17 protein-coding genes are annotated in these 22,881 nt (G+C 41.7%); 11 read left to right on the top strand and 6 right to left on the bottom strand.

Translation table 11 applies throughout. The features are described from left to right. Nucleotides 1–64 precede the first annotated feature (64 nt). The 3 genes from VB732_RS18040 to VB732_RS18050 form a co-directional block, all read right to left on the bottom strand. Nucleotides 65–1,561 carry an aldehyde dehydrogenase family protein gene (locus tag VB732_RS18040; protein ID WP_323232281.1) on the bottom strand — a complete coding sequence of 499 codons (1,497 nt, stop codon included), beginning with the start codon at nt 1,559–1,561 and terminating at the stop codon, nt 65–67. A gap of 305 nt (nt 1,562–1,866) precedes the next feature. After that, nucleotides 1,867–2,589, bottom strand: coding sequence for a cyclase family protein (locus VB732_RS18045; protein WP_323232282.1), 723 nt, complete (start codon nt 2,587–2,589; stop codon nt 1,867–1,869). 595 nt (nt 2,590–3,184) lie between these two features. Then, a complete protein-coding gene (locus tag VB732_RS18050; RefSeq protein ID WP_323232332.1) occupies nt 3,185–5,983 on the bottom strand; it encodes a PAS domain-containing protein in 2,799 nt (932 codons plus the stop codon). A gap of 902 nt (nt 5,984–6,885) precedes the next feature. Here VB732_RS18050 and VB732_RS18055 point away from each other — a divergent pair. The 5 genes from VB732_RS18055 to VB732_RS18075 all read left to right on the top strand — a co-directional run bounded on the left by VB732_RS18055 (nt 6,886) and on the right by VB732_RS18075 (nt 14,987). Continuing rightward, on the top strand, nt 6,886–9,423 hold the full coding sequence (locus VB732_RS18055) for a proteasome protein (protein WP_323232283.1): 2,538 nt from the start codon (nt 6,886–6,888) through the stop codon (nt 9,421–9,423). 58 nt (nt 9,424–9,481) lie between these two features. Beyond that, nucleotides 9,482–10,282 (top strand): Rpn family recombination-promoting nuclease/putative transposase, encoded by an 801-nt coding sequence (locus tag VB732_RS18060; protein WP_323232284.1) that lies wholly within the window; start codon nt 9,482–9,484, stop codon nt 10,280–10,282. Between the two features lie 8 nt (nt 10,283–10,290). Beyond that, on the top strand, nt 10,291–10,554 hold the full coding sequence (locus VB732_RS18065) for a hypothetical protein (protein ID WP_323232285.1): 264 nt from the start codon (nt 10,291–10,293) through the stop codon (nt 10,552–10,554). Nucleotides 10,555–10,771: 217 nt separating this feature from the next. Further along, on the top strand, nt 10,772–13,747 hold the full coding sequence (locus VB732_RS18070) for a molecular chaperone (protein WP_323232286.1): 2,976 nt from the start codon (nt 10,772–10,774) through the stop codon (nt 13,745–13,747). A 148-nt stretch (nt 13,748–13,895) separates the two neighbouring features. Then, the gene (locus tag VB732_RS18075; protein WP_323232287.1) at nt 13,896–14,987 is read left to right on the top strand and encodes a hypothetical protein; all 1,092 of its coding nucleotides are present in this window, start codon (nt 13,896–13,898) and stop codon (nt 14,985–14,987) included. 147 nt (nt 14,988–15,134) lie between these two features. On the opposite strand, the gene VB732_RS18080 is transcribed toward VB732_RS18075, so the two are convergent. Both VB732_RS18080 and VB732_RS18085 read right to left on the bottom strand, forming a co-directional pair. Next, entirely contained in the window at nt 15,135–15,314 is a 180-nt protein-coding gene (locus tag VB732_RS18080; RefSeq protein WP_323232288.1) for a high light inducible protein, read from the bottom strand. 175 nt (nt 15,315–15,489) lie between these two features. Beyond that, nucleotides 15,490–16,218, bottom strand: a complete 729-nt coding sequence (locus VB732_RS18085) for a cytochrome b/b6 domain-containing protein (protein ID WP_323232289.1) — start codon at nt 16,216–16,218, stop codon at nt 15,490–15,492. A 243-nt stretch (nt 16,219–16,461) separates the two neighbouring features. On the opposite strand from VB732_RS18085, the gene VB732_RS18090 reads away from it, so the two are divergent. From VB732_RS18090 to trpD, 3 genes are all read left to right on the top strand, one after another. Then, entirely contained in the window at nt 16,462–16,743 is a 282-nt protein-coding gene (locus VB732_RS18090; protein WP_323232290.1) for a hypothetical protein, read from the top strand. Nucleotides 16,744–16,791: 48 nt separating this feature from the next. Next, nucleotides 16,792–17,673 (top strand): DNA adenine methylase, encoded by an 882-nt coding sequence (locus VB732_RS18095; RefSeq protein ID WP_323232291.1) that lies wholly within the window; start codon nt 16,792–16,794, stop codon nt 17,671–17,673. Nucleotides 17,674–17,753: 80 nt separating this feature from the next. Beyond that, nucleotides 17,754–18,821, top strand: coding sequence for an anthranilate phosphoribosyltransferase (gene trpD, locus VB732_RS18100; protein WP_323232292.1), 1,068 nt, complete (start codon nt 17,754–17,756; stop codon nt 18,819–18,821). Here trpD and VB732_RS18105 read toward each other — a convergent pair. Further along, nucleotides 18,751–19,791, bottom strand: coding sequence for a retropepsin-like aspartic protease (locus tag VB732_RS18105; protein ID WP_323232293.1), 1,041 nt, complete (start codon nt 19,789–19,791; stop codon nt 18,751–18,753). The genes trpD and VB732_RS18105 overlap by 71 nt on opposite strands. A 246-nt stretch (nt 19,792–20,037) precedes the next feature. On the opposite strand from VB732_RS18105, the gene carA reads away from it, so the two are divergent. The 3 genes from carA (at nt 20,038) to VB732_RS18120 (ending at nt 22,799) form a co-directional block, all read left to right on the top strand. Continuing rightward, nucleotides 20,038–21,204 carry a glutamine-hydrolyzing carbamoyl-phosphate synthase small subunit gene (gene carA / locus VB732_RS18110; protein ID WP_323232294.1) on the top strand — a complete coding sequence of 389 codons (1,167 nt, stop codon included), beginning with the start codon at nt 20,038–20,040 and terminating at the stop codon, nt 21,202–21,204. A gap of 180 nt (nt 21,205–21,384) precedes the next feature. Then, nucleotides 21,385–21,750 carry an STAS domain-containing protein gene (locus VB732_RS18115; RefSeq protein WP_083782327.1) on the top strand — a complete coding sequence of 122 codons (366 nt, stop codon included), beginning with the start codon at nt 21,385–21,387 and terminating at the stop codon, nt 21,748–21,750. A gap of 572 nt (nt 21,751–22,322) precedes the next feature. Next, complete coding sequence (locus VB732_RS18120; protein WP_323232295.1) at nt 22,323–22,799, top strand: Mini-ribonuclease 3; 477 nt, start codon at nt 22,323–22,325, stop codon at nt 22,797–22,799. The last annotated feature ends 82 nt before the right edge of the window (nt 22,800–22,881 follow it).

Raw genomic sequence — 22,881 nt, forward strand, 5'->3', positions numbered from 1 at the left:
TATAAATTCGCCAATAGTATCCTACAAGGGAAGGGGCTGGGGGTTAGGTCTTTGTATTGCAAAATTAACTGCGGTTATCGATCTGAGCGCGTTGTAAACTTCCAGAAAAGTCAACATAAACACTTTTCCATTCTGTGAAAACATCTAAGGCAGTAGTTCCAGCTTCGCGGTGTCCGTTACCTGTTTGTTTCACGCCACCAAAGGGCAAATGTACTTCTGCACCAATAGTAGGGCCATTAATATAGGTTATACCTGCTTCGATGTCGCGCATGGCAGTAAAAGCCCGATTGATATCGCGGGTGTAAACTGAAGAAGAGAGACCGTAATTGCTATCGTTGAGAATTGCGATCGCTTCCTCAAAGGAACTAACCTCAATTAATGCCACCACTGGCCCAAATATCTCTTCACGGGCAACTCGCATATCGGGAGTTACACGATCCAAAATAGTTGGTTGAAAGAAGTAACCGTTTTTCAATTCGCCTTTACTAGCAATTTCCCCACCAATTAAAACCTTTGCTCCTTCCTCACGGGCGATATCCAAATACTTGCTCACCTGTTTTAGTTGCTTTTCATTGACAATCGGGCCAATATCCGTATTGGGGTCAGTGCCAGCACCCAAGCGTAACTTACTAGTACGCTCATAAAGCATAGTGGTAAATTTTTCTTTAATATCACGATGCAAAATCAGGCGACTAGTAGCCGTACACCTTTGACCGGTTGTTCCAAATGCTCCCCACACTGCGCCATCTAAGGCAAGTTCCAAATCGGCATCTTCCATCACCACTTGGGCATTTTTACCACCCATTTCCAAACAGACACGTTTGTGAGTGCGGCCGCAAGTAGCACCAACAAAAGCACCCGTTTCTGAAGAACCGGTAAACGATACCAAATCTACATGAGGATGCTCAACTAAAGCTTTCCCCGCTTCTTCTCCCACACCATGCACCAAGTTAATTACTCCGGGTGGTAAACCTGCTTGTTGAAAAATTTCAATCAATTTAGTTGCACAGGCGGAGGTATCTTCGGCAGGTTTGAGGATGACTGTATTGCCACACACCAAAGCTGGCATAGCTTTCCAGCAAGGAATTGCCACAGGAAAATTCCAGGGAGTAATTAAGGCACAAACTCCTATGGGCATTCGCACAGTCATAGCAAATTTATTAGACATTTCCGATGGTGTGGTTTGCCCGAATAGTCGCCGTCCTTCGCCAGCAGTGTAAAAGGCACAGTCAATACCTTCTTGCACATCTCCCCTAGCTTCTGTCAGGGGTTTACCCATTTCTCGACTGATTAACTGGGCAAGTTCTTCTTTATGCTGGAGTAATATTTCCCCGACGCGAAAGATATATTCTGCCCTAGCTGGGGCCGGGACTGTGCGCCAACTGCGGTAGGCTTTACGGGCGGCGGCTACGGCTGTATCTACATCATTAATTTGGGAACGGGGAAATGTGGCAACGATTTCGGTTTTGTTTGCAGGGTTGCGACTTTCTAAAGATCCTTCCCCTACAGTGTTCAACCATTGACCGTCGATGTAATTGCGGCAAGATAGCGGAGTTGTCATCTTAAAAATCCCCGGCTGATGATCGAGTGAAACTTGTGTACTAATACTACTTCTGTATAAAGATGCGTCAAACTATATGAGAAACGAACCGCATTCGCGCAGCGTCTCGTCAGAGAAGGACGCAAAGGACACAAACAAATAAGCCAAGAAAATTTGGCAAGACTCTGCGTACCTTCGCGTTCACTTTGCGTTCCTCTGCGTTAAAAACCCTAAGATTTTACACAAAGCTGTACTAAGTTTGCTTGCTTTCTAGGTTATCCTCAAGTTTAAAAAATTGGTGTGACATAGAAATATCGATATAAAAATTAAGGCACGAATGCCAACACCCCCACAGGAGAACCAGAACCACCACGCAACCGAAGAATCCCGATCGCTAAAGTAGTACCTTTAGGTGGTAACTGATCCAAATTGGTGAGATTCTCTAAAACAATACGCGGTTTTTCCAATATCAAGCGATTAGTAGCAAAAGTGTTGTCCTGTCCTGGATCTACACCATGAGTATCAATCCCTACTCCAGCAATTTGCCTTTCCTTCAATAAGAATTGAGTTGCATCGCTACCAAAGCCCGGAAAATGGGCAATGCCTTGAGCATCATGATTTAGAAATGCACTTTTATCAAACCACTTTTTTTGCCAACCAGTATTCAGTATAATTACGCAGCCTTGAGGGATTTCACCGTATTCTTCTTCCCAAGCCAGTACATCAGCAACAGTCAGAGCATAATCAGAATTCACGGCTGTGGCTTGGCGAATATCTATAACCACCGCAGGTACAACCAAAGATTGGGCGGGGTATTGGTCAATTCCCATACTATAGCTATGAAAGCTGTTAGGAGCGTTGATATGGGTAGCGCTATGTTCTCCCAAGGCGAAACGTCGGAGGTAATAGCCATCATTATTCAGTTCAGCCACAGTTTCAAATTCTACTGTCGGATCTCCCGGCCACTGAGGAATATCTATGTCAATTACATGACTTAGATGAATAACACGCGTGTAGGTGATACTATTTTGACCTTGGGGTTGTATCATCCCAGTTTTCTACTTTACTTATTATTCAGGAATTTTTTTACAGGTGCTACCGTCTGGGTTAGGCTATGCCAATGCAAAGATAGTACTACCATTACAACGTTTTTCAATCAAGTGAACTGTAATCTTTCTAGTCTTAACTCCCTATACTAGTATAAATAATCCCCCCAATTCCCGTTTTCAGGTTTTTGGGGGGTTAAAATATTGCAGCAAAAAGTGAATTAATCTTAGTTAACAACCAATAGGTTAACTTTTTGATTAAGAAAATATTAAAGTTATCAGAAAAATGGGTTTAATATCATGTCCGGCAAATTACTTGTGATATGTCATTGCGAGTGCAACGAAGTGGAACGAAGTGGAACGAAGCAATCGCAAGGGTTTTAGGATTGCTATCTCTACGAGACGCTCCGCGAACACTTCGTTCGCAATGACAATTATTTAACCGGACATGATATAAAACCCCGTTTTTCCAACACGGCTTTAAAGTAATGAGTAAGGAGTAATGAGTGGATGAAAAATGGGTATTTACTCATTACTTATTACTCATTACTCATTACTCCTTCTTCCCCGTGCGTTCACGGCGGTAAGGATGTCAAATCTATGTTGAAGGTTCCTCATGTAGTGGAATCATGATGACAAACTCCGCACCTTCTCCTGGTGCTGAAATACACTGAATTTGTCCGCCGTGTTTTTGAACAACTATTTGGTAGCTAATTGACAGCCCCATACCTGTACCTTTCCCCACAGGTTTTGTCGTAAAGAAGGGATCAAATAAGCGTTTGCGTACTTCCTCAGTCATGCCTGGGCCATTGTCTGCAAAGCCAATGATTACAAGGTCTTCTTTGATGAAGGTACGAATGCGAATCTGAGGAGAAGTCATTTGTCCTTGCTCGTTTGTCGTTTGTTTAGATTTATTTGCTAATGACAAATGACTAATGACAAATGACTCTTCTAAAACATCGATCGCATTTGTCAACAGATTCATAAACACCTGATTCATCTGTCCGGCGTGACAAACTACTGGTGGTAGGCTGCCGTAGTCTCGGATTATTTGGATTTCGGGATGTCCTGGTTTGGATTTCAAACGATTTTGCAACAGCAGTAAGGTGCTATCAATACCTTCATGAATATCTACTGCTTTTGTGCCGTCTTCATCAAGGCGAGAAAAATTCCGTAAAGATAAAACTATCTGCCGAATGCGTTCGGCTCCCATATTCATAGAATCGAGAATTTTAGGCAAATCTTGCTTGAGAAAGTCTAAATCAATGTCGTGGATCTGTTCGTGAATCTCTGGTGTTGGTGGGCAATAGTTCTGTTGATAAAGGTCTACCAAGTGCAATAAATCTTTGGTATATTCACGAGCATGGCTAATATTGCCGTAGATAAAATTGACGGGGTTGTTGATTTCGTGGGCAATACCTGCAACCAATTGTCCCAAACTGGACATTTTTTCAGTTTGAATCAGTTGGGCTTGGGTTTGTTGAAGTTCTAGTAGTGCAGCTTCGAGTTGCTGGGCTTTGTCTTGGGCTGTTTGGGCAGCGATGCGACTTTGGGTGTAGAGTTTAGCTTGGTCAATGGCGATCGCTAGTTGAACTGTAACTGCTTGTAGTAATTCTACTTCGTTGTCTAGCCAAGGCCGGAAACCCCCATAAGAACCACAACTAAATGCACCTATTTCACCAGATTGGGTGTGTACGGGTAGCGACATAAAGGCAGTGAAACCGAACTTCTGCAAAAACAACTGGGCAGTGCGTAGGTGTAACCCGTCGTAAACATCGCCCAAAGTCTCGATATCATTAATGCGGATGATTTCCCTATTCAAGGTTTTGGCTGCGATCAGTTCGATTTCTGCATTAGTTGCTTCTTGCTCGTCAAGCTGACAGCCCAAAGAGGAACTTTTCGCTTCGTCTACTTTCTCCCAATGGGGAACTTCGGAGTCTTGTCGATACCAAAAGAAGGCACAGCGATCAATCTGGAATAAGTTACGGATCTCCTGTACTGCCGTTTCTACAATGTAATTCAGATCCAAGGAAGCTCGGATCTGGTTAGAAAGACGGTTAAGTAATGCTTCCCGTTGGACGCTTTCTCTGAGTGCGACTTCTGCTTGTTTGCGATCGGTGGTGTCATAACAAATACCAACAAAGTTTATAACATTACCATCGGCATCTCTAATTGCAGATGAGTTACTTGTATGCCATCGCCAAGTGCCATTTTTGTGTTTTACCCGGTATTCAATTGCGTCTTGCTTTTCGGTTGTTGTCGCAATTTTTTGGAAATAATTTGCACAGATAGGCACATCGTCAGGATGTATAAAGGGAACAAAGGATTTGCCTTCAACTTCTGCAACCTCATGCCCAAAAATTTCAGTCCAGTTAGGAGAAACGTAGGAAAATATTCCCTCAAGGGTTAGGGAGAAAATAATGTTATTGGCGTTTTCAATAATGTTGCGAAACTTAGTGTCGCTTTCTACTAATGCTGCTTGTACTTTGTCGCTGGTGTCGCGCACAAGAACTATGATTTGCTGGTCTGATAACGGCAATAACCTAGCTTCAAAATTATTCTTCCCTTGTGGAAGCGGTAAGGTATATTCAAAACTGACTGAAGATTGAGTCTCAAGTACTTGAGCTATAGCTTGCTGAAAGCGATCGCCTACAGCAGGTGGTACGCATTCTCGCAAACTCTTACCCTGACAATCTCCTGTGGAAATATACAGGTTCTCCATCTTCCCTAGCTTATAATCCAAAATACATCCATTAGCATCGAGACGAAAGTACAAATCAGGAAGCACTTCCAAAATTGCTGCCAATTCTGATGTTTTTTGGCTTAGCTGGGCTTCAACTGCTTGGCGTTTTGCAGTTTCAGATTGTAAGTTTTTTAGTGCTTTTGTTAACTTCCCGTTCCTTTTTTGGGATGTAATATTTTTTAGAAAAAGAGATAAATTTCGAGGCGCTGATGACCTTTCTTGCAGGGTAGTTTGACTTCCCACTATCAGCACTTCTGTTATATCCACACAATAACCGATGTAACCGACAAAGCTGCCATCTACGGCAAATCGTGGCGCGGCTGTATCTAAAATCCAACGATATTCGCCATCAGCCCGACGCAGGCGATATTGCCTTTGAAAGGAATTATGCACAGCGAAGGCTTCTAAGTATATATTATCACATCGCTGTCTATCTTCTGGATGAACGCTACAAGCCCAAAGATTACCTATCTCCTTTTGTCGCGCAGATGCAGATCCGCCTGTTGTTAGATATGTTCCGGTAAATTCTAACCAATTTAAATTTAAGTAGCAGTAAAGTGCATTGCATCCAGCCATCCAAATCATCAGAGGAGCAGTATCCGCTTGTCGGCAAAATACTTTTTCATCCTGTTGTATTTCTTCCTCTCCGTCCATGATTTGGTTAATGTAGCTCTGCACCTTTTTAGAAAACACTTTTGCCTGCCTGCTCTGCCTAAATTATGAAGGTAATAATCTGAAAATAGAATTTGTTAATAAATGGATATCATCTACATTACGAACTGTTATTGATCTTAATACTTTATTTATTTTTATATATGCAATAATTCCTGTTTTATTGTAAATAAATTGAAAAAAGGCTGAAGTTATCATTAAGATTAACTTCAGCCTTTTTGGTGAAATTTAATCTATCCATCTGTCAGAAACTTTATTTAACAATGCTTATTCTTAAAATTACCGTCAATTCATCTTATCTATGAAATAGCATTACTCAAAACCTGATTTAGCTTCATGAAAACTATATAATTTGCTATAGGCAATGACATCTTTATCATAAATTCACAACAATCGGTGATTTCAATATCAAATAAATATTGATTTTTTATCAAGAAGAATCCAGCATGAATTAAAGTCTTGGCTACTATAAGTCATGGCTATACAAACAAACCCACCTCTGTGGATTTGAACTTTTTGATATTTCATATTTTCCGGGTAAGTAAACTTTGCTTATGTAGTAGCGAATTATATTCACCTAATGTTTTTCATAAATTTTTTAAAATGACTGGTCTAACAATTGAATGCCCACATTTATACTAAGAACTATCAAGTACTTTATGTATAAAACTCTACTTTGTTTTTTCTATCTTTTGAATTCTGACTTCTGAATTCCTTTCCAACTTTTCCTGAAAAACCCGATTTTTCAAAATGCTTCATCCCAAAATCGCAAATTAAATGAGAGAAATGCTAAATGTGATATCAACAGGTTGCAACAATGCCTGGCAATCGCATTTTTTATGTTATAAAGCTCACAGAAATTCATGTTAGGCGGGAACTACTTTATGGAACCAGATAAACTGGGCCGTTTTAAGGAGTACGGCGAATTCATCCTCCGAAAGATAGATTCTGTGCCCCAGCACCCTTCAAAACAAGAAGATTGGGTTCCAGCTAGTCTTGATGATTGTCTCCTGCGTTTGCGGTCAGCTGCCCAGAAAACTGTAGACCTGGCAACTTCACCTGTCAAAATTGGGGTGATGGGGGAATTCAGTAGCGGGAAAACTTTACTCTTAGGCAGTCTGATTGGATATGCAGATGCTTTGCCAGTAAGTGAAAACCCCACTACAGGTAATGTTACCGCAATACATATCATACCGCAAGATGACTTCGCAACGACTCAACTCAGTAATTTTACTGTAGAGTATCTTTCTCATGAAGGAGTACATGAGTGTCTACGCTTCATGCTGGGGGAAGCTCATAAACGCACGACAGCAGCAGGGCTTCCTCCGATACCAGTATCAAAACTCAACTCTGGCAAAGATATCATTGGTTGGTGTGAGGAAGCTTGGAATAGTAGTAACAATTTAGAGCTACGTTATTTACTCCGGGAGTTGGTATTATTCCTGCGGGCTTATCAAGCTTATGGGGAAGTGATGTGTGGTGGGCACTACCAGATTGATGCTACTACCGCCCGCGAAGGGCTACAGCTGGTTGAACAGCCAATGGCAATCCAAAGTCTGAAATTTGAGGATTTACCCCCAGAGCATATTCGATTGCCGAGTCCACCCCAAAGGCTACCAACAAAGTTATTGCAGAATAGCTTTCCACTTATCCGCCGCGTAGATATCGATGTAAAAATCTCACGGGAAATTTGGGATTTTACAGGTGCTGCTAAATTTATTCTGATCGATTTTCCAGGATTGGGGGCTGCTAATTCGGGGGCTAGGGATACTTTTTTGTCACTGCGAGAATTAGCAGAAGTACAAACAATTTTGGTATTGCTAAATGGTAAATCTCCTGGGAGCGATCGCGCCAATAAAATCTTTACGATGATGCAGCAGCAGCGACCGGGACAAGACCTGAAAGATTTAATTCTCGTCGGTGTGGGTCGCTTCGATCAACTCCCCTTAGATAGTGAAGGCGGCGAAAGAGAACTCGATCAACTGATTGAAGATAGTTCACATTTAAAAGAGGAAACCGTTTTCCAAAAACTCAAAGTTCTGCAAACTACCATTGACGGTGCAGAAGCCTTTACAACCCAAAAAGACCGCATTGTTTTACTGTCGCCGTTGTTGGGATTGGCTGAATTAGCAAAACGTTCTAGTACAGTCAAAGCAGGCTCACCAGATTTTTTGGCTAACTTGGATTATCCTGATTACCTAGATCGGTCTAAACGCCTACAAGATAAATGGGAGCTATTAAGTGAACGGCTGTTAGACACCGATCCCCGCAGTAATTTAGGCAAACAGCTAGGTTATTTTAGTCAAGATGGGGGACTTAGTAAGCTGCGGGAATTGATTCAAACTCACGTAGCAACTCACGGTTTGAAGCAACTGTATGAAGATACTCGGAGATCGGCTGATGTAGTGAGCCAGCAACAAGATCACTTGAAGGACATCATAGATGAAATTCACGAGCAAGGTATTCCTACAGGAGACAGCCCCGCCTTTCTTGAGTTGCGCTATGTAGTCGAAAGCTTGGATAAAATTTACAGGAATTTTCAAAAAGATTTAGGGACAGAACCACTTAAAGATCGGCGCGGTGTTGTCGTCAGCGATGTAGTTAAAGACGAACTCACTTTTAGAATCCTTAATTGGAACCAGTGGACTTTACTCTTCAACAAAGCCAACAATGGAGCGATCGCTCTAGCGGAATCTAAAGGTGCAGCCGGGAAATTATTCGATCGGGGAAATCGTGTAAATTCTTCCCTACCAACCAAGAGTGATGATTTTTATCCAGTCTTTGAAAAAACCGTTAAAGAAGTAGAAGATTTTGCCCGCGATCGCATTCATCAAGCAGTGGTAGATTTGTTGAATCAATTGTCAAATTATGTAGCCCCAGAACGCGAACAATTACAGGCATTTTTCCATATAGATATGGAACAACAAATTGAAGAAAAATTTGGTTTTGAAGATGCCGATCTCTTTTACAAGTTATTACTAGGATGCGATCCTAACGAATGGAAAGAAGCGATCATCTCAGAAATTACTAGTAAAGATAAAGCCGTTGCACCTGAAACCATCTTTCCCCTAGCGCGTCAAGACGAGAAACATAACGTTGGTCAAATCTTTGATTGGGCACCAGAAAAAAGTCAGGGTTTATCTAGAACGAGCAATCACCAACTTTTAGTACTGCGGCTGCGAGATGAAATTACTGCTAGCGCTAGTCTCCATCTTGTACAGTACGTTAGCGAAGTTAATCAGCAAATTAATTCCGAAATAGAAGGTATTTTGGATCAAATTATTCCTAGTTTACAAAACCTTTCAAAAAAAGAAACTTTGCTCAGATATTTGGCGGCTGGGGACTTGCCAACTGAAGTAGCAATTCCTACTTGGTTGCAGATTATTTCAGAAATTGCTACTGTTTCTTACTTGGATGTTTGAGATGAGCTAACTCAAAAAATAGCTGATTGCGATCGGGTAGGGTGATGAGGATGTATTTGTGAGACGTGATGCGATTTTTTATGCAATTTTCAAGCGTGTCCCTGGGTTGTTTTTCGAGTTAGTAGAACAGCCACCAGCAGAAGCTACTAGCTATCGCTTTGAATCTGTTGAAGTTAAAGAACCAACATTTCGGATTGATGGGGTATTTTTACCTCCACCTGATGCAGCATCTCAGATGATCTTTTTTGCTGAGGTGCAATTCCAAAAGGATGAGTTACTGTACCATCGGTTTTTCTCAGAATCCATGCTGTATATGTATCGTAACCCGTCGCTTTACGATGACTGGTACGGGGTAATTATTTTACAGTCTCGCAGCTTGGAACCAGAAAACACTACTATTCACAGATCGCTACTGAACAGTTCTCAAGTACAACGGATTTATTTAGATGAGTTAGGTAGCCCTGATGACCAAAAAGTAGGTATCAGTTTGATGCAGTTGACTATTGCTTCAGACAATCAAATGGTGCAAGAAGCAAAACGTTTAATTGAGCGGGTGCAGCAAGAACAGATAACTGTTTTAGCTAAGAAGGAGATAATAGATGTAATCACAACTATCGCAGTTTATAAGTTTGCCAACTTAAGTCGTGAAGAGGTAGAGGCTATGTTAGGAGTTAAGTTAGAAGAAACTAGAGTTTATCAAGAAGCTAAACAAGAGGGACTAGAACTAGGAGTACAACGAGGAAGAGAACAAGTAAAACTTGAACTTGTGCCTCAGTTCTTAGCTCGTGGTATGTCGATGGAAGAGGTTGCCCAATTACTTAATTTAACCATCGAACAAGTAAAACTTGCATCTGAGTAATCACAACGATGCCTACGGCGGGCTACGCCTACGCAGTTTATAAGTTTGCCAACTTAAGTCGTGAAGAGGTAGAGGCAATGTTAGGAGTTAAGTTAGAAGAAACTAGAGTTTATCAAGAAGCTAAACAAGAGGGACGAGAAGAACTAAAACTTGAACTTGTACCTCTGCTGTTAGCTTGTGGTATGTCAATGGAACAGGTTGCCCAGTTACTTAGTTTAACCATCGAACAAGTAAGACTTGCAACTGAGCAAGAATCTTCAACATCAACTTAGTAACGGCTGCAATTTTCATAGAAATGCCTAGTTTGGGCTACGCCTACACCCTTTCATATAAAAGCGTAGCCCAACGTAGATATCGCGCCAAATAAAAAAGCCAGTGCTAAAGAGAATCAGTGGTACAAGACCAAAGATTCTCTAAATTTGTAATTTTATGATAAAACATTACAGTTTTTAGCCAGCTATAAAACATACAACAGAAAGTGATATTGTAATGAACCCTTTTCAACTCAACAAATATAGCGATCAAGAACCAAGCGAGAAACAACAAAAAAGATTTCCCGGATGGTTTGCTTTAGATTTTGGTACATCGAATTCCACAGTTACACTTTTCGATCCGATTGAAGTACCGATCGCAGAAATTCTCCCAAAAGAACAAGAAATGCGGTTGCGCGATCGCTTATCACAATGGCTGAGTTCTCCCGCTTCAGTCGCTTTACCAGATGTCAGCGATGATGATTGGGCAAAGTTCATCACCGAAATTAGCAAAAATCTGGAGATAGATCCAAGAAAGTTGAGTGAAGTATTTGAAAGTGACAATAAAGAGCGATTTTTGGAAGCAATTCGCCAAATTGAGCTTTCTTTAGGAAACAGCGAGAGGTTCCGCCGTGCTGTCAGCAAAAAACTTTACCAAATCTATCATGAGGTGTTCCGCGTTCCTACCCTAGAGTCGCAAAATCTGATCCCAGTTGTGCTGGATATCGATCGCCGCGATACAGAAATTCCCAGCGAGTTAGAAATTTCGCAGTTAGGGGACTTGAAACTGCGGATGGGTAGGGAAGCTAGAGATAATCGCAAAAAAGCGATCGCTCAAGGTACAAGCGGTTCTTTAAAGGAAATTATCAGCAGATTTCACCATTCGCCCAAACGCTATTTTGGTCAGGAGCGATCGTTTTCAGTTATTTTGGATGGCGAAGAAGAAACAATTACCGCTAACCAGTTAATACAATCTGCTTGGGCGCATTTAATCGAGTTAACTGAAGATTACCGCCAACGCGCCCAACGTAGATTTTCCGAAGGGACTTTTTTGACAGCAGTTGTCACCTATCCCACCGTCGCCCCACCAGTTGTTCGCAAAGAAGTTAAGGAATTTGTTGAGCAATTGGGGATCGATGATGTCCAAACTGCTTATGATGAAGCCGTTTCTGTAGCAATATTCTTTTTATGGCGAGAATTTGGCGGTAATCTGAATATTGGCATCGAGTCATTCAAAACTCGTTGTCGTCAAGTAGGAAATAAATGGTCACAAAATGTCCTCGTTTTGGATATCGGCGGCGGAACCACAGACTTAGCTTTAATTGAACTAACTTTAGAAGATAAAACCCCAACTTTTGCTGATTATGAAGACCGAGGTTTAGGAGGACGTTACTATAAACTTACCCCCAAATTATTAGGTTCATCTGGTCATTTACAGTTGGGTGGTGAATTAATTACACTGCGAATTTTTAGATTATTAAAAGTTGCGATCGCAGACTTTTTATTGACAGCAGTAACAACAGGTGATATTGAAAGCGAAAAGCTAGAAGATTTAATTAACTCTGAATTAAACGAGCGTTTTTTAGAACAAGGCAAATTCAAAAGTGGCAGTCTTTTAAAATGTCTAGATAAAGAGAATCCAGAAGGCGATATTGCTTATAAAGATGCCTTAGATACTGCCGAGAAAGTATTACCCACTCGTTGGCAACAAACACCCCAGCGCCTGCAATCATTTTACATCCTCTGGGATCATGCAGAAGCAGCTAAACTCAAACTTGGGCAAAAAGCACCAGCAGATAATTCTCTATTAACCTTCACACTTTCTGAGCAGCAAATTTCCGAACTGCTCACCCAAAGCGCCGTTAAATTGCAAGTTAAAGATCCAAATAGCATTTGTGTCACTTTAGATAACCAGCAATTTGAACGAGCCGCCGTTTCAGGAATAAAAGAAGCGATCGGTATTGCCAAAGGATTGATGGAAAGTCGATTGCGCTCTGATGATCTCACCAAAGATTCTTGGAATTCCCAAAAAGTTGATTGGTTAATTTTGTCTGGAAAAACTTGTAATTTAGACATAGTTCAGCGCCAAATATACCAAGAATTTAGTAAATCTCCATATTTTGTGTGGAATCCAGAACGAATTACCTTTGTGTTGGAATTTACCAAATTAGCTACCTCTGCCGGTGCTTGCTACGCCGAGAAACTGCGAAGATTGAGGTTCGATCCAGAAGAGTCGAAAAGCTTGCTGCGTAAGGGAGCCAACCAGCTAGAAATTGATGTCAAAAACCTGTTTTATTATTTGCCCTGCAACTTCAAACGCAAAACTCAAAGTAACGATTTACTAACTATATTCAAGGCTGGGCAAGAACTCTATCAACTAGCACCTTCGGAAAGTGTCGCCAAGGTTCGGACTGCATGGCAAGGAATCCAATTAACTAATATTATTTACCGTCAAGACTACGAAGATGGAGATTTACGACTATGGGGTAGCTTTGACGGCAAAAATCTCATGAATAAACTGGGAATGCAAGAAGCAGAGTTTCTGAAAAAAATTAAAGTCCAGTTTGAAATTGACCAAACCCTAGAATTTAATGTGTTGCTTTGTCAGGGAAATCCCCATTATTTAATTGATATCCCTGGCATTGATTTAGAATCGGTTGTTTCAGAAACATCACCGTTATTTGCTGATGGTAAATTAAACTGGAATATTGCCGTTGAGGGTTTAAATAAAGATTTAAATGATGGTGATATTGCCGTCAATGTTATTGAGTCGGCAACTGTCGATCAACCAGATGCCTATCATCTTGTCTTTGAAGTAGGAAATGATGGTAGTAAATTGTTCCAAAAATTCCACTATCTGCGCGATGGTGTGACGAAACCAGGAATTGGGTTAATTAGTAATCCCTTACCTCCTTTCCCGCAAACTGGCCAGCACACTTTCTATGTTTATCAAACAGATTCAGAAACCAATAGCAAAAAATGGATACGAATTGGCGCACTCAGCAAGCCAGATGTGACAACAGATTACCCTTGCCAATATCGGGTAACTCTAGACGATCAAGGTATCCTACGGATGCACGCGGGTGAAGTACCTTACTGGACATCAAATAGTCAGGAATGCCTCAAAGAAGAGGGATGCATTTATATTGCTGAATTAGAATTGCAACCCAATGAAGTTGATAAAGAACGCGATCCATTTTGCGGTATACATTAAACCTTTGCGTTACTCTGCGCTAACCTTTGCGTTACTCTGCGTTGAAAAAAATTAAGATTTTAAACGCAGAGGGGCGCGGAGTAAACGCTAAGGGGCGCAGAGGTTTGCCAAGTTTAATTCGCTATAAAAATATTTGGAGGTGAGATTCATGCAGCACTTGCGTCAATTATTAGATATAGAAAATTCAGAGTTAGCCCAATTACTGCGGTTTAGTTTGTATGGACTGGAGGCGACTTTAAATCAGGCTCGCACAGAATTACCATTAGATCCAGGATCTAAAATATGCGATGAGGTGCTGCAAGAACTTCATAACCTGTTGGAACCTGCACCCCCACAGCAAAATACTGGTTGGGAAGATGCGCCAGAGGATTTAAAACTAAGTCACCTGCGAGAAGCTTTTAATTCTGACTCAGAACTTAATTATTATCTGGGTAATTCCCAACTGCAAAGCACAACGGACTCTGATTTGTGGAATGAGATTCAACGTAAACTGCTGCGAGTACCAGAGGATTTGGCCGCAACTTGGCGATCGCGCACCTTAGATTTAGCCCAAGAAGTTGGTGCGATCGCAGATAATTCTAATCTCTATCAACTTCCCTTTATCCGCGATGAAATTATCTACCCCGGTCTTAGTGGTACTGTTCAAACCCAGGGATTATGCTTATACCAACAAGCACTTTCCAATCCGAAGAATACGCAAGGTAATGTATCTGATTTACCAGCAGCATTCCTATTTTTATATATGAATTTTATCGAAATAGACCCAGATTTACATCATGCTTTAAAGAGCGTTTTTAGCTTCGATGTCATTCCCTTACACTCCAAAGCAGAACAGCGCGATCAATATATTGATGCTTTAAGCGATCGCTTCCAACGCACCCAAAAAGCTGAGAAAAATACTGATACCCTGTCAATTCTTCGTGCTTGGATTGACATGGATGAAGCGATACATTCCTTAGTATTCGTACCACCGGCTGAACGCTATTCTTGGTGGGGAAAGCTACAACATGAATCACGGCGCATTTTGAAGAAAGTCGCTGACGAAGCGATTAATGCAGGTAATGAAGTGCGAATTCGTCAATTATCAGGACTTTATGCAGATATCTGTGCTTCATCCAAGGATGACTTACAACTAGACTGTGGTGGTATTCCTGGCGAAGTCTTAACTTGTCTTCGAGTATATACGCGAATTAATCAAGAAGAATCTCCCGGTCGTGTAATATTTCGCTCATCACGCTAGTAGTCTGTCAATAAAGAATGTGATGGATAGATTCCTTGTAGAGACGGCGATTTATCGCGTCTAATTCTTGAGATTATGAGGCAAGGCAGCAGATTTTACTAATCCCCGCCTTGCCTCATAATCTAATGAAGGTAAAAACGTTTAAATTTATAAAATGCCCCAGAAGTGTAAGATTCCTTGACCAGAAAACACTTCAAGCGCAACAGCAGATAAAAAACCAATCATTGCAAAACGACCGTTCCAGTTTTCGCTCTGAGGAGTGAAGCCAAAACGCACAGCATTAGGATCTTCTGGAACCGAAGCCGTAGTCTTCTTAACGTCTGCCATAAATAATACTCCGAGCTTTTATGTTGTGACAGTTATTACTGCCTGTAAAGTAATGTAACAGGTTTTTACGAAAATGCAACATAAACTTTACTTGGAGATATTACGGATACGTAGTTTTATCTTAACAGGTTTGCGATCGCCTACGGTGGCAAGCTATGCAGTAACAGCCAATTACCTATGACTCACTACCGGGAAAAAATACAGGTAAGACAAACGCTGTCAGAATTCCACCCAACACAATCACCTCAATAATTCTGAGGTAAAAATTGTTTTGCATAAAATTATTCATTACCACACCAAAGTTAGCCTGTAAGCTAGTCAACCAAGTACGGAAACGACTAGACCATTTAGCAGGGCTATCTTCTGGGCGAAACTTCCATGAAAACATTGAGAGTAACAACGGCGCACTACCCACCTTGGTAGACATCAAAACATGAATCGCCACACAGCCAACCATGACAAGCCAGGCGCAAAGGTGGAGGGAGTACCAAATATGATGTAGCTGCCCTGCTGGAAGCCATTCTTCCTTCATCATCCTGCCAGAGTTCACAGCCAAAATAGCAGCAATCAGCATGAGAGTATTTACCAGACGTTGCAAGCTAACCCACCAAATTGGCTTCCCAACCTGGGTTAGTTGCTGCAAAGAATCAGATTGAAGTAGGCGCTTTTGTCCAGCATGAAAGCTATAGAGGGCAAAAGCAGGGAGAATAAGCAAGAAAAATAATGCAAAAGTGCCGTGAATGCCCTGAATATCCCCAATTTGAGGAAATGGTATTTTACCAAATCGGCGATCGTAAGTGTTGTAAACCAAAAATCCGGTAATAATTGCCGCGATAACTAAAATTCCACTTAAGCCGTGAAGAATTCGCAACAACAAAGGTTGGTAGGGTGCAGAACGGGGCATAACAATAATCCTAAGTAGATGATTGTAGGAATTTTGAATAGATAATTTAAGCTTTTGGTGAGACAAGAAAATTGCCTTGGATATTTCACATAAGAATTACAATTATTTCTAAGAAGAGTGGTTAATCTGTACCTGCTAGTAGCTCAATCAATATTTATACCATAAATAAAAAGGCTATCTGTTGTTGATAAACTAAGTTAATATGACATTCATGGTTACATATAGTAGCTGAGGTTTAGTGCAGTGACTCAGGTTTTAAGCTTTGAATTAAGTGATGAAGTTTATGCGGCATTACAGGAACAAGCCGATGTTGCAGGCGTATCTCTTGCAGAATTGGTAGTTACTTTTATAGAACAGCAGTATTCTTCTCTAAAACGTGAAAATTCGCAACCTGAAACAGAGAAAGAAGCAGATCGTCAACGTTTCCGAAGTCATGCTGGAAGCATTAACCTCGGTTACGCTACAGGAGCAGAAAATGAAAGCATTGATGCTGATTTAGTCAGAGTATACAGCAATATTTTTTAGCAAACAAATTGAATGCTTATATTAGCCCAAGTTTGACGATTTTTAATTATGATTAAAAGCCCTCTCCGATATCCTGGTGGTAAGTCAAAAGCAATAAATCAGATAGTCGAATACTTGCCAGAGAGCTTTTCGGAATTTCGAGAACCTTTTGTAGGTGGTGGTTCTATATTCATTTATTTAAGACAAAAGTTTCCTGATCTCAAGATTTGGATTAACGATTTAAACCGCGAGCTATTCTTATTCTGGAAGTTTGCCCAATCTGATATAGCTCAGTTAGTTAAAGAAATTCGACATATTAAAGTCAAATATACAGATGGTAAATTACTCTTTACAGAATTAACTAGTGTAGATGTCAATAATTTATCTGATTTAGAAAGAGCAGTTCGGTTTTTCGTTCTTAACAGAATCACTTTTTCAGGAACTGTAGAATCAGGTGGTTTTTCTGAACAAGCTTTTCATAAAAGATTTACTGATTCTTCAATAGAACGATTAGAAAAATTAGAATATATTCTGAACAAAAATGTGCAAATTACTAATTTGGATTACAGCCACCTCTTAAAATCAGAAGGTAAAGATGTATTTTTATTTTTAGATCCCCCATATTTTAGCGCTACAAAATCAAAGCTATATGGTAAAGATGGTGACTTGCACACTTCTTTTGAGCATCAGAGATTTGCTAACCTTTTGCAACAATGTCATCATCGCTGGCTAATTACCTACGATAACTCATCGCACATTCGAGAGAATTTTCAATGGGCTAATATCTCAGAGTGGGAATTACAGTATGGGATGAATAATTATAAGCAGAGTGGTGCGGCTAAAGGAAAAGAGTTATTCATTACAAACTACGAAGTTAAACTTGATTTGGAGAAAAAATCACAAGTTCAGGATGTTGCTAATCCAGCTTTGCAATTGAGCCTTGAGATTTAAACCTAACTTTGATAGCTTCCAATTTTCCGGTAGGATAACCCCATAGCTCTCAATATAGCTACAACATACAAACCTTAGCTATGATAACTTCCCCAATCCCTGCTCAAGAATCCTCTGCAAGCTGGTATATCCTGCTGCAACAATTAATAGATGGCCAATCCTTGTCCCGTACTCAAGCTGCTGAATTGATGCAAGGTTGGCTCAGTGAAGCGGTTCCCCCAGAGTTATCAGGGGCTATTTTAACAGCACTGAACTTTAGAGGCATTTCTGCCGACGAGTTAACCGGCATGGCTGAAGTATTACAATCTCAATGTTCCCCACTCAGCACTCAGCACTCAGCATTCAGTACTGTAATTGATACCTGTGGCACTGGTGGAGATGGATCATCAACCTTTAATATTTCTACAGCTGTTGCATTTGTCGCCGCCGCATCTGGTATACCTGTCGCCAAACACGGCAATCGTTCAGCCTCAAGTCTCACGGGGAGCGCAGATGTATTGGAAGCCTTGGGTGTAAACTTGAGTGCCTCTAGTGAAAAAGTACAAGCCGCACTACAAGAAGTCGGGATCACTTTCTTGTTTGCCCCTGGTTGGCATCCAGCACTCAAGGCGGTTGCCTCATTACGGCGGACTTTGAAGGTGCGAACAATTTTTAATTTGCTCGGGCCGTTAGTAAATCCTTTGCGTCCAACTGGGCAGGTAGTGGGCTTATTTACTCCTAAGCTTTTGGCAATAGTTGCCGAGGCTTTACAGAATTTGGGCAAGGAAAAGGCGATTGTGCTGCACGGACGAGAAAAACTTGATGAGGCTGGGTTAGGAGATTTAACTGACTTAGCGGTTTTATCAGATGGAGAAGTGCAGTTAACTAGCATTAATCCCCTAGATTTGGATTTAACACCTGCTTCCATAGGTATGCTTCGGGGTGGAGATGTCCAAGAGAATGCGGTGATTCTGAAGTCGGTACTCCAAGGTAAGGGAACTCAGGCGCAACAGGACGCAGTAGCGTTGAATGCGTCGTTGGCGCTGCAAGTAGCGGGGTCGATCGCACTCCTAGATCATGCCCAAGGGATTAAAATCGCTAAGGATATTCTACAAAGTGGGGCTGCTTGGACGAAGTTGGAGCAGTTAGTTGAGTTTTTGGGGAATTGATTTGCGATCGCAATTGCGGGCGAAATTCTACTACATTACGTTTGATGGTGACATCGTAGTTACCAAAAAAGTCATGTCCTAAAAGTCCGGTTTCTAGTTCCGCACCTGCGATCGCTACTGCTACTCTATTCACTATTACCCCGCCAGCTGCCATCGAATTGACATAGCCCACAGGAAACTCTACAGCTCTTGCACTAGCCGTATTTGCCTTAGCTTTCCCTACTGGCACTATTCCCAAGGTATTTGCCATCTCTTGGGTAATTACAGTGCCACTGGCTCCCGTATCCACAATCATCTCAAATTGTTGCTGTCCATTAAAAGTAACTTCGACAATTGGTGTTCCACCAAGTCGCCTTTTAATTGGCGCTGTAAACACTTGCTGATCTGGAATCACTACTGCTGATGAGGGCAAAGCTGGCTTTATTGATAACGGTTTTGTTTCTTGTGGAGGCAAGGTATACTTTGGCGTGATTGCTGTCTGGGGAACCACAACCACTATCCTCTTCTGTTCGGCAAGACGCACAGGGCGAGGAGTAGCTTGCTGTCGGGCATATTTAATTTGGCGGCGATATTCAGTAATTTTAGTTTGAGCGATCGCAAATTCTGGGCTTTGTCGCCGGACTCTTTGCATCAGCGCGATCGCGTCTTGATACTGATTCGCCACCAAAATCCAATCACCTGGAGATTGAGCAGATCGGCTGATACTCCAAGCACCAACCGCTTTGTCTAGCCCCTGTTCAAAAAGACTTGGTTCGCTTTCAGACGACTCTAGCGGCTCTACTTCTGGGGTGACTGCTGGTGTTGGTGATTCAACGGCAGGTTCTACTGATGCCAAATCCCCAATTGGCGCGGGTTGCTCATTGCCACCAGTCACAGTGTTCCGTTTGTCTTCACTACAGGCAACACACAAAACCGCTAGAGCGCTTGATACTAAAATTAGGGTTGCACGGGATAAAAAAGACTGAAGCATAATTAATTTTAACCGCCCTAGCTTTGCCAAATCCACTCCCGCCACTTTAAATTCCCAATTTAATTTTAATTAACTATCCAAAAAACTCCCAATTGCCCAACTTATGGGATAATTAGCAATCGCAGTATTGAAGAATAGGTAATGAGGAATGGGGAATAGCCAATGGGGAAGAGTTTTAGTACTAGCCCAATCCCCAATTCCCAATTTCCAATTCCCAATTCCCAATTCCTAATTCCCTAATTTACTATGCCCCTGACTGACGCAATACCTGCTTTACTTGTCTTGGCAGATGGAACTACTTATCGCGGTTGGTCTTTCGGTGCGACAGGAACCGCGATCGGAGAAGTGGTATTTAACACTGGCATGACCGGATATCAAGAAGTCCTAACTGACCCAAGTTACTGCGGTCAGATTGTTATTTTTACCTATCCTGAATTAGGCAATACTGGCGTTAATCCTGAAGACGAGGAATCAAATGGGCCCCAAGTTCGGGGTGTGATCGCCCGAAATATTTGTCAGCGACCAAGTAACTGGCGATCGACACAATCCTTACCAGACTACCTTAAACAAAGCCAAGTACCAGGGATTTACGGCATCGATACTCGCGCCCTCACCCGCAAAATTCGGATGTTTGGAGCCATGAACGGTGGCATTTCCACAGCCATTCTGGATGAGGCGGAATTGCTAGAGCAGGTACTAACAGCTCCTAACATGGCAGGACTGAATCTAGTTCGGGAAGTCACCACGCCAACGGCTTATGAATGGTCAGATCCCACAATTCCAGCCTGGGAATTCAACTCTGAAGCTGCGGAAAATCCTGGGGAAGCCTTTACCGTTGTTGCCCTTGATTTTGGCATAAAACGCAATATTTTGCGTCGGTTAACAAGTTACGGCTGTCGGGTAATTGTTGTGCCTGCTGATACACCACCAGAAGAAATCCTCAATTACAATCCAGATGGTGTGTTTCTTTCTAATGGGCCGGGCGATCCTGCTACCGTCACTGGAGGAATTGCGACTACCAAAGCGCTTTTGTTAAGTCAAAAACCTATCTTTGGCATTTGTATGGGGCATCAAATTTTAGGTCACGCATTAGGGGCAGAAACCTATAAACTAAAATTTGGTCATCGTGGTTTAAATCAACCTGCGGGTTTACAACAACGGGTAGAAATTACTAGCCAAAACCATAGTTTTGCTATTGACCCAGATTCTTTACCTACGGCAGTTGTGGAAATCAGCCATCTGAATTTAAACGATCGCACCATTGCTGGGGTACGTCACAAATCTCTACCTGTATTCTCTGTACAGTATCACCCAGAAGCCAGCCCTGGCCCACACGATGCCGATTACCTGTTTGAGCAATTTGTTCAAGCCATGCGAACAGCACGTCAAGCCGCGACAGCCGAGGTTAGGTAAAAATGGGGACTGGGGACTGGGGACTAGGGACTAGGAAATAAGATTAAAAATAAATACTATTTTCTCCCAATCCCCAGTACCCAATCCCCAGCACCCAATCCTCAATTCCCCAAAAGATTGTAGACAACTTGCTCAAAAACCATCTATACTTGAGCGTTCACTTTAACTCATGAGGAGGGAATTATTGCTGAACCACTGAATCTAACCGTTAGCCTGAGGGGTACTCGTGAAGTCCGGGATAACTGCCAACTATTCCGCCTCACAGGTTTGTTAGATGCCTTTTCTGAGCCTACATTTCGCAAAGTGCTTGGCAGTAAGATTGAAGAGGGCCCTAAGCACATTATTTTGGATCTCTCACAAATCGACTTTATTGATAGCTCTGGCTTAGGCGCTCTGGTGCAGCTGGCCAAGCAGGCTCAAACTGCTGAGGGCACTTTGCAAATTGTCACGAATGCCCGCGTCACTCAAACGGTCAAGCTTGTTCGTCTAGAGAAGTTTCTCTCCCTGCAAAAATCAGTTGAAGAAGCTCTAGAAAACGTCAAGTAGTCTTGATAGCTGGAACCGAGAGAGTAATTCGGCTATCCAGATTCAACATCGGGTAGCTTAATTTTTAAAACTTCTGGCAGAAAACCTCTCTCCTTGTGGGAGAGGCACAAAGCCAGTTAAGCTATTATGTTTAAAATTGAGTAATAATGAAGATATAGAAACCCAGTTATTGGGTATGTAACTTTGTGGCTTCTTGTTGGATAAACAATCAAGTTTGAGAAATTTGTAAGAAATGCAAAGCCAGTAAATTAGTTTATAGGTAAACTTGACTTAATACTGTATAATTGGAAATTGTCATTAACTAAGTAAAGATGACAATGAGATAAAGTGACAGTACAAGTTTGATGTTTGAATCTTACCCTATCTTAAGCACGCACCACAAGTAGGCAAAATTTGGTTTATGGGGGCTGACATCAGAGCGATCTGGTATGCCAACTTTGAATCAAAAAAAGAATCAGTAAGTATTTCTGATAGTATTGAATATGCTAAGTATATTATTGAAGCTTACTTCAGAAAAATCAGTCTTTGCAAAGAATGCCTCGCAAATGTAGCCCGTCAAGGAATGATTTATTGTGAAGTCACAGGAGGAACTATTAGATGGACAAGATGAGACTCCTAAGCAGGGTTTATCTTGGACTCAAGCACTCTTGGCAACCACAGGGCCATTCCAACAGATTTCCCTCTCACAAGTGCAACAAATTTCTCCTACTGCTTTAGCATATTTGGGGGATGCAATTTATGAGTTGTATGTTAGAATGTTCTATCTGCTGCCATTGAGGCGGTCAGGAATTTACCACAGTTTGGTAGTGGAGCAGGTAAGAGCAGAAACACAAGCGCTACATTTGCGATCGCTAACTCCTCATCTGAGGGACACCGAATTAGAAATTGTCCGACGGGGTAGAAATGCCGCTACAGGCCGCCCTAAGCGACTGAATCCCGAAATTTATCAACAGGCAACTAGTCTAGAAACCCTAATAGGCTATTTATATCTCACCGATTACCAGCGTCTAACCGAACTGTTGCAAATGCTTCATGTAGAAAAAGAGTGAAAACTCAATTTCACAACAATAGGTACAGCAGTAGATTAGGTTCCAGAAATTACGGGAATCGGTATGTTCAACCATAAGCTAT

Source organism: Nostoc sp. UHCC 0252, from assembly GCF_034931145.1.
In the GTDB taxonomy this organism is placed as follows: Bacteria; Cyanobacteriota; Cyanobacteriia; order Cyanobacteriales; family Nostocaceae; genus Nostoc.

Coding starts and splice junctions, on each gene's coding strand:
- VB732_RS18040 (WP_323232281.1), bottom strand. CDS start 1,561: ATGACAACTCCGCTATCTTGCCGCAATTACATCGACGGTCAATGGTTG.
- VB732_RS18045 (WP_323232282.1), bottom strand. CDS start 2,589: ATGATACAACCCCAAGGTCAAAATAGTATCACCTACACGCGTGTTATT.
- VB732_RS18050 (WP_323232332.1), bottom strand. CDS start 5,983: ATGGACGGAGAGGAAGAAATACAACAGGATGAAAAAGTATTTTGCCGA.
- VB732_RS18055 (WP_323232283.1), top strand. CDS start 6,886: ATGGAACCAGATAAACTGGGCCGTTTTAAGGAGTACGGCGAATTCATC.
- VB732_RS18065 (WP_323232285.1), top strand. CDS start 10,291: ATGCCTACGGCGGGCTACGCCTACGCAGTTTATAAGTTTGCCAACTTA.
- VB732_RS18070 (WP_323232286.1), top strand. CDS start 10,772: ATGAACCCTTTTCAACTCAACAAATATAGCGATCAAGAACCAAGCGAG.
- VB732_RS18075 (WP_323232287.1), top strand. CDS start 13,896: ATGCAGCACTTGCGTCAATTATTAGATATAGAAAATTCAGAGTTAGCC.
- VB732_RS18080 (WP_323232288.1), bottom strand. CDS start 15,314: ATGGCAGACGTTAAGAAGACTACGGCTTCGGTTCCAGAAGATCCTAAT.
- VB732_RS18085 (WP_323232289.1), bottom strand. CDS start 16,218: ATGCCCCGTTCTGCACCCTACCAACCTTTGTTGTTGCGAATTCTTCAC.
- VB732_RS18095 (WP_323232291.1), top strand. CDS start 16,792: ATGATTAAAAGCCCTCTCCGATATCCTGGTGGTAAGTCAAAAGCAATA.
- trpD (WP_323232292.1), top strand. CDS start 17,754: ATGATAACTTCCCCAATCCCTGCTCAAGAATCCTCTGCAAGCTGGTAT.
- VB732_RS18105 (WP_323232293.1), bottom strand. CDS start 19,791: ATGCTTCAGTCTTTTTTATCCCGTGCAACCCTAATTTTAGTATCAAGC.
- carA (WP_323232294.1), top strand. CDS start 20,038: ATGCCCCTGACTGACGCAATACCTGCTTTACTTGTCTTGGCAGATGGA.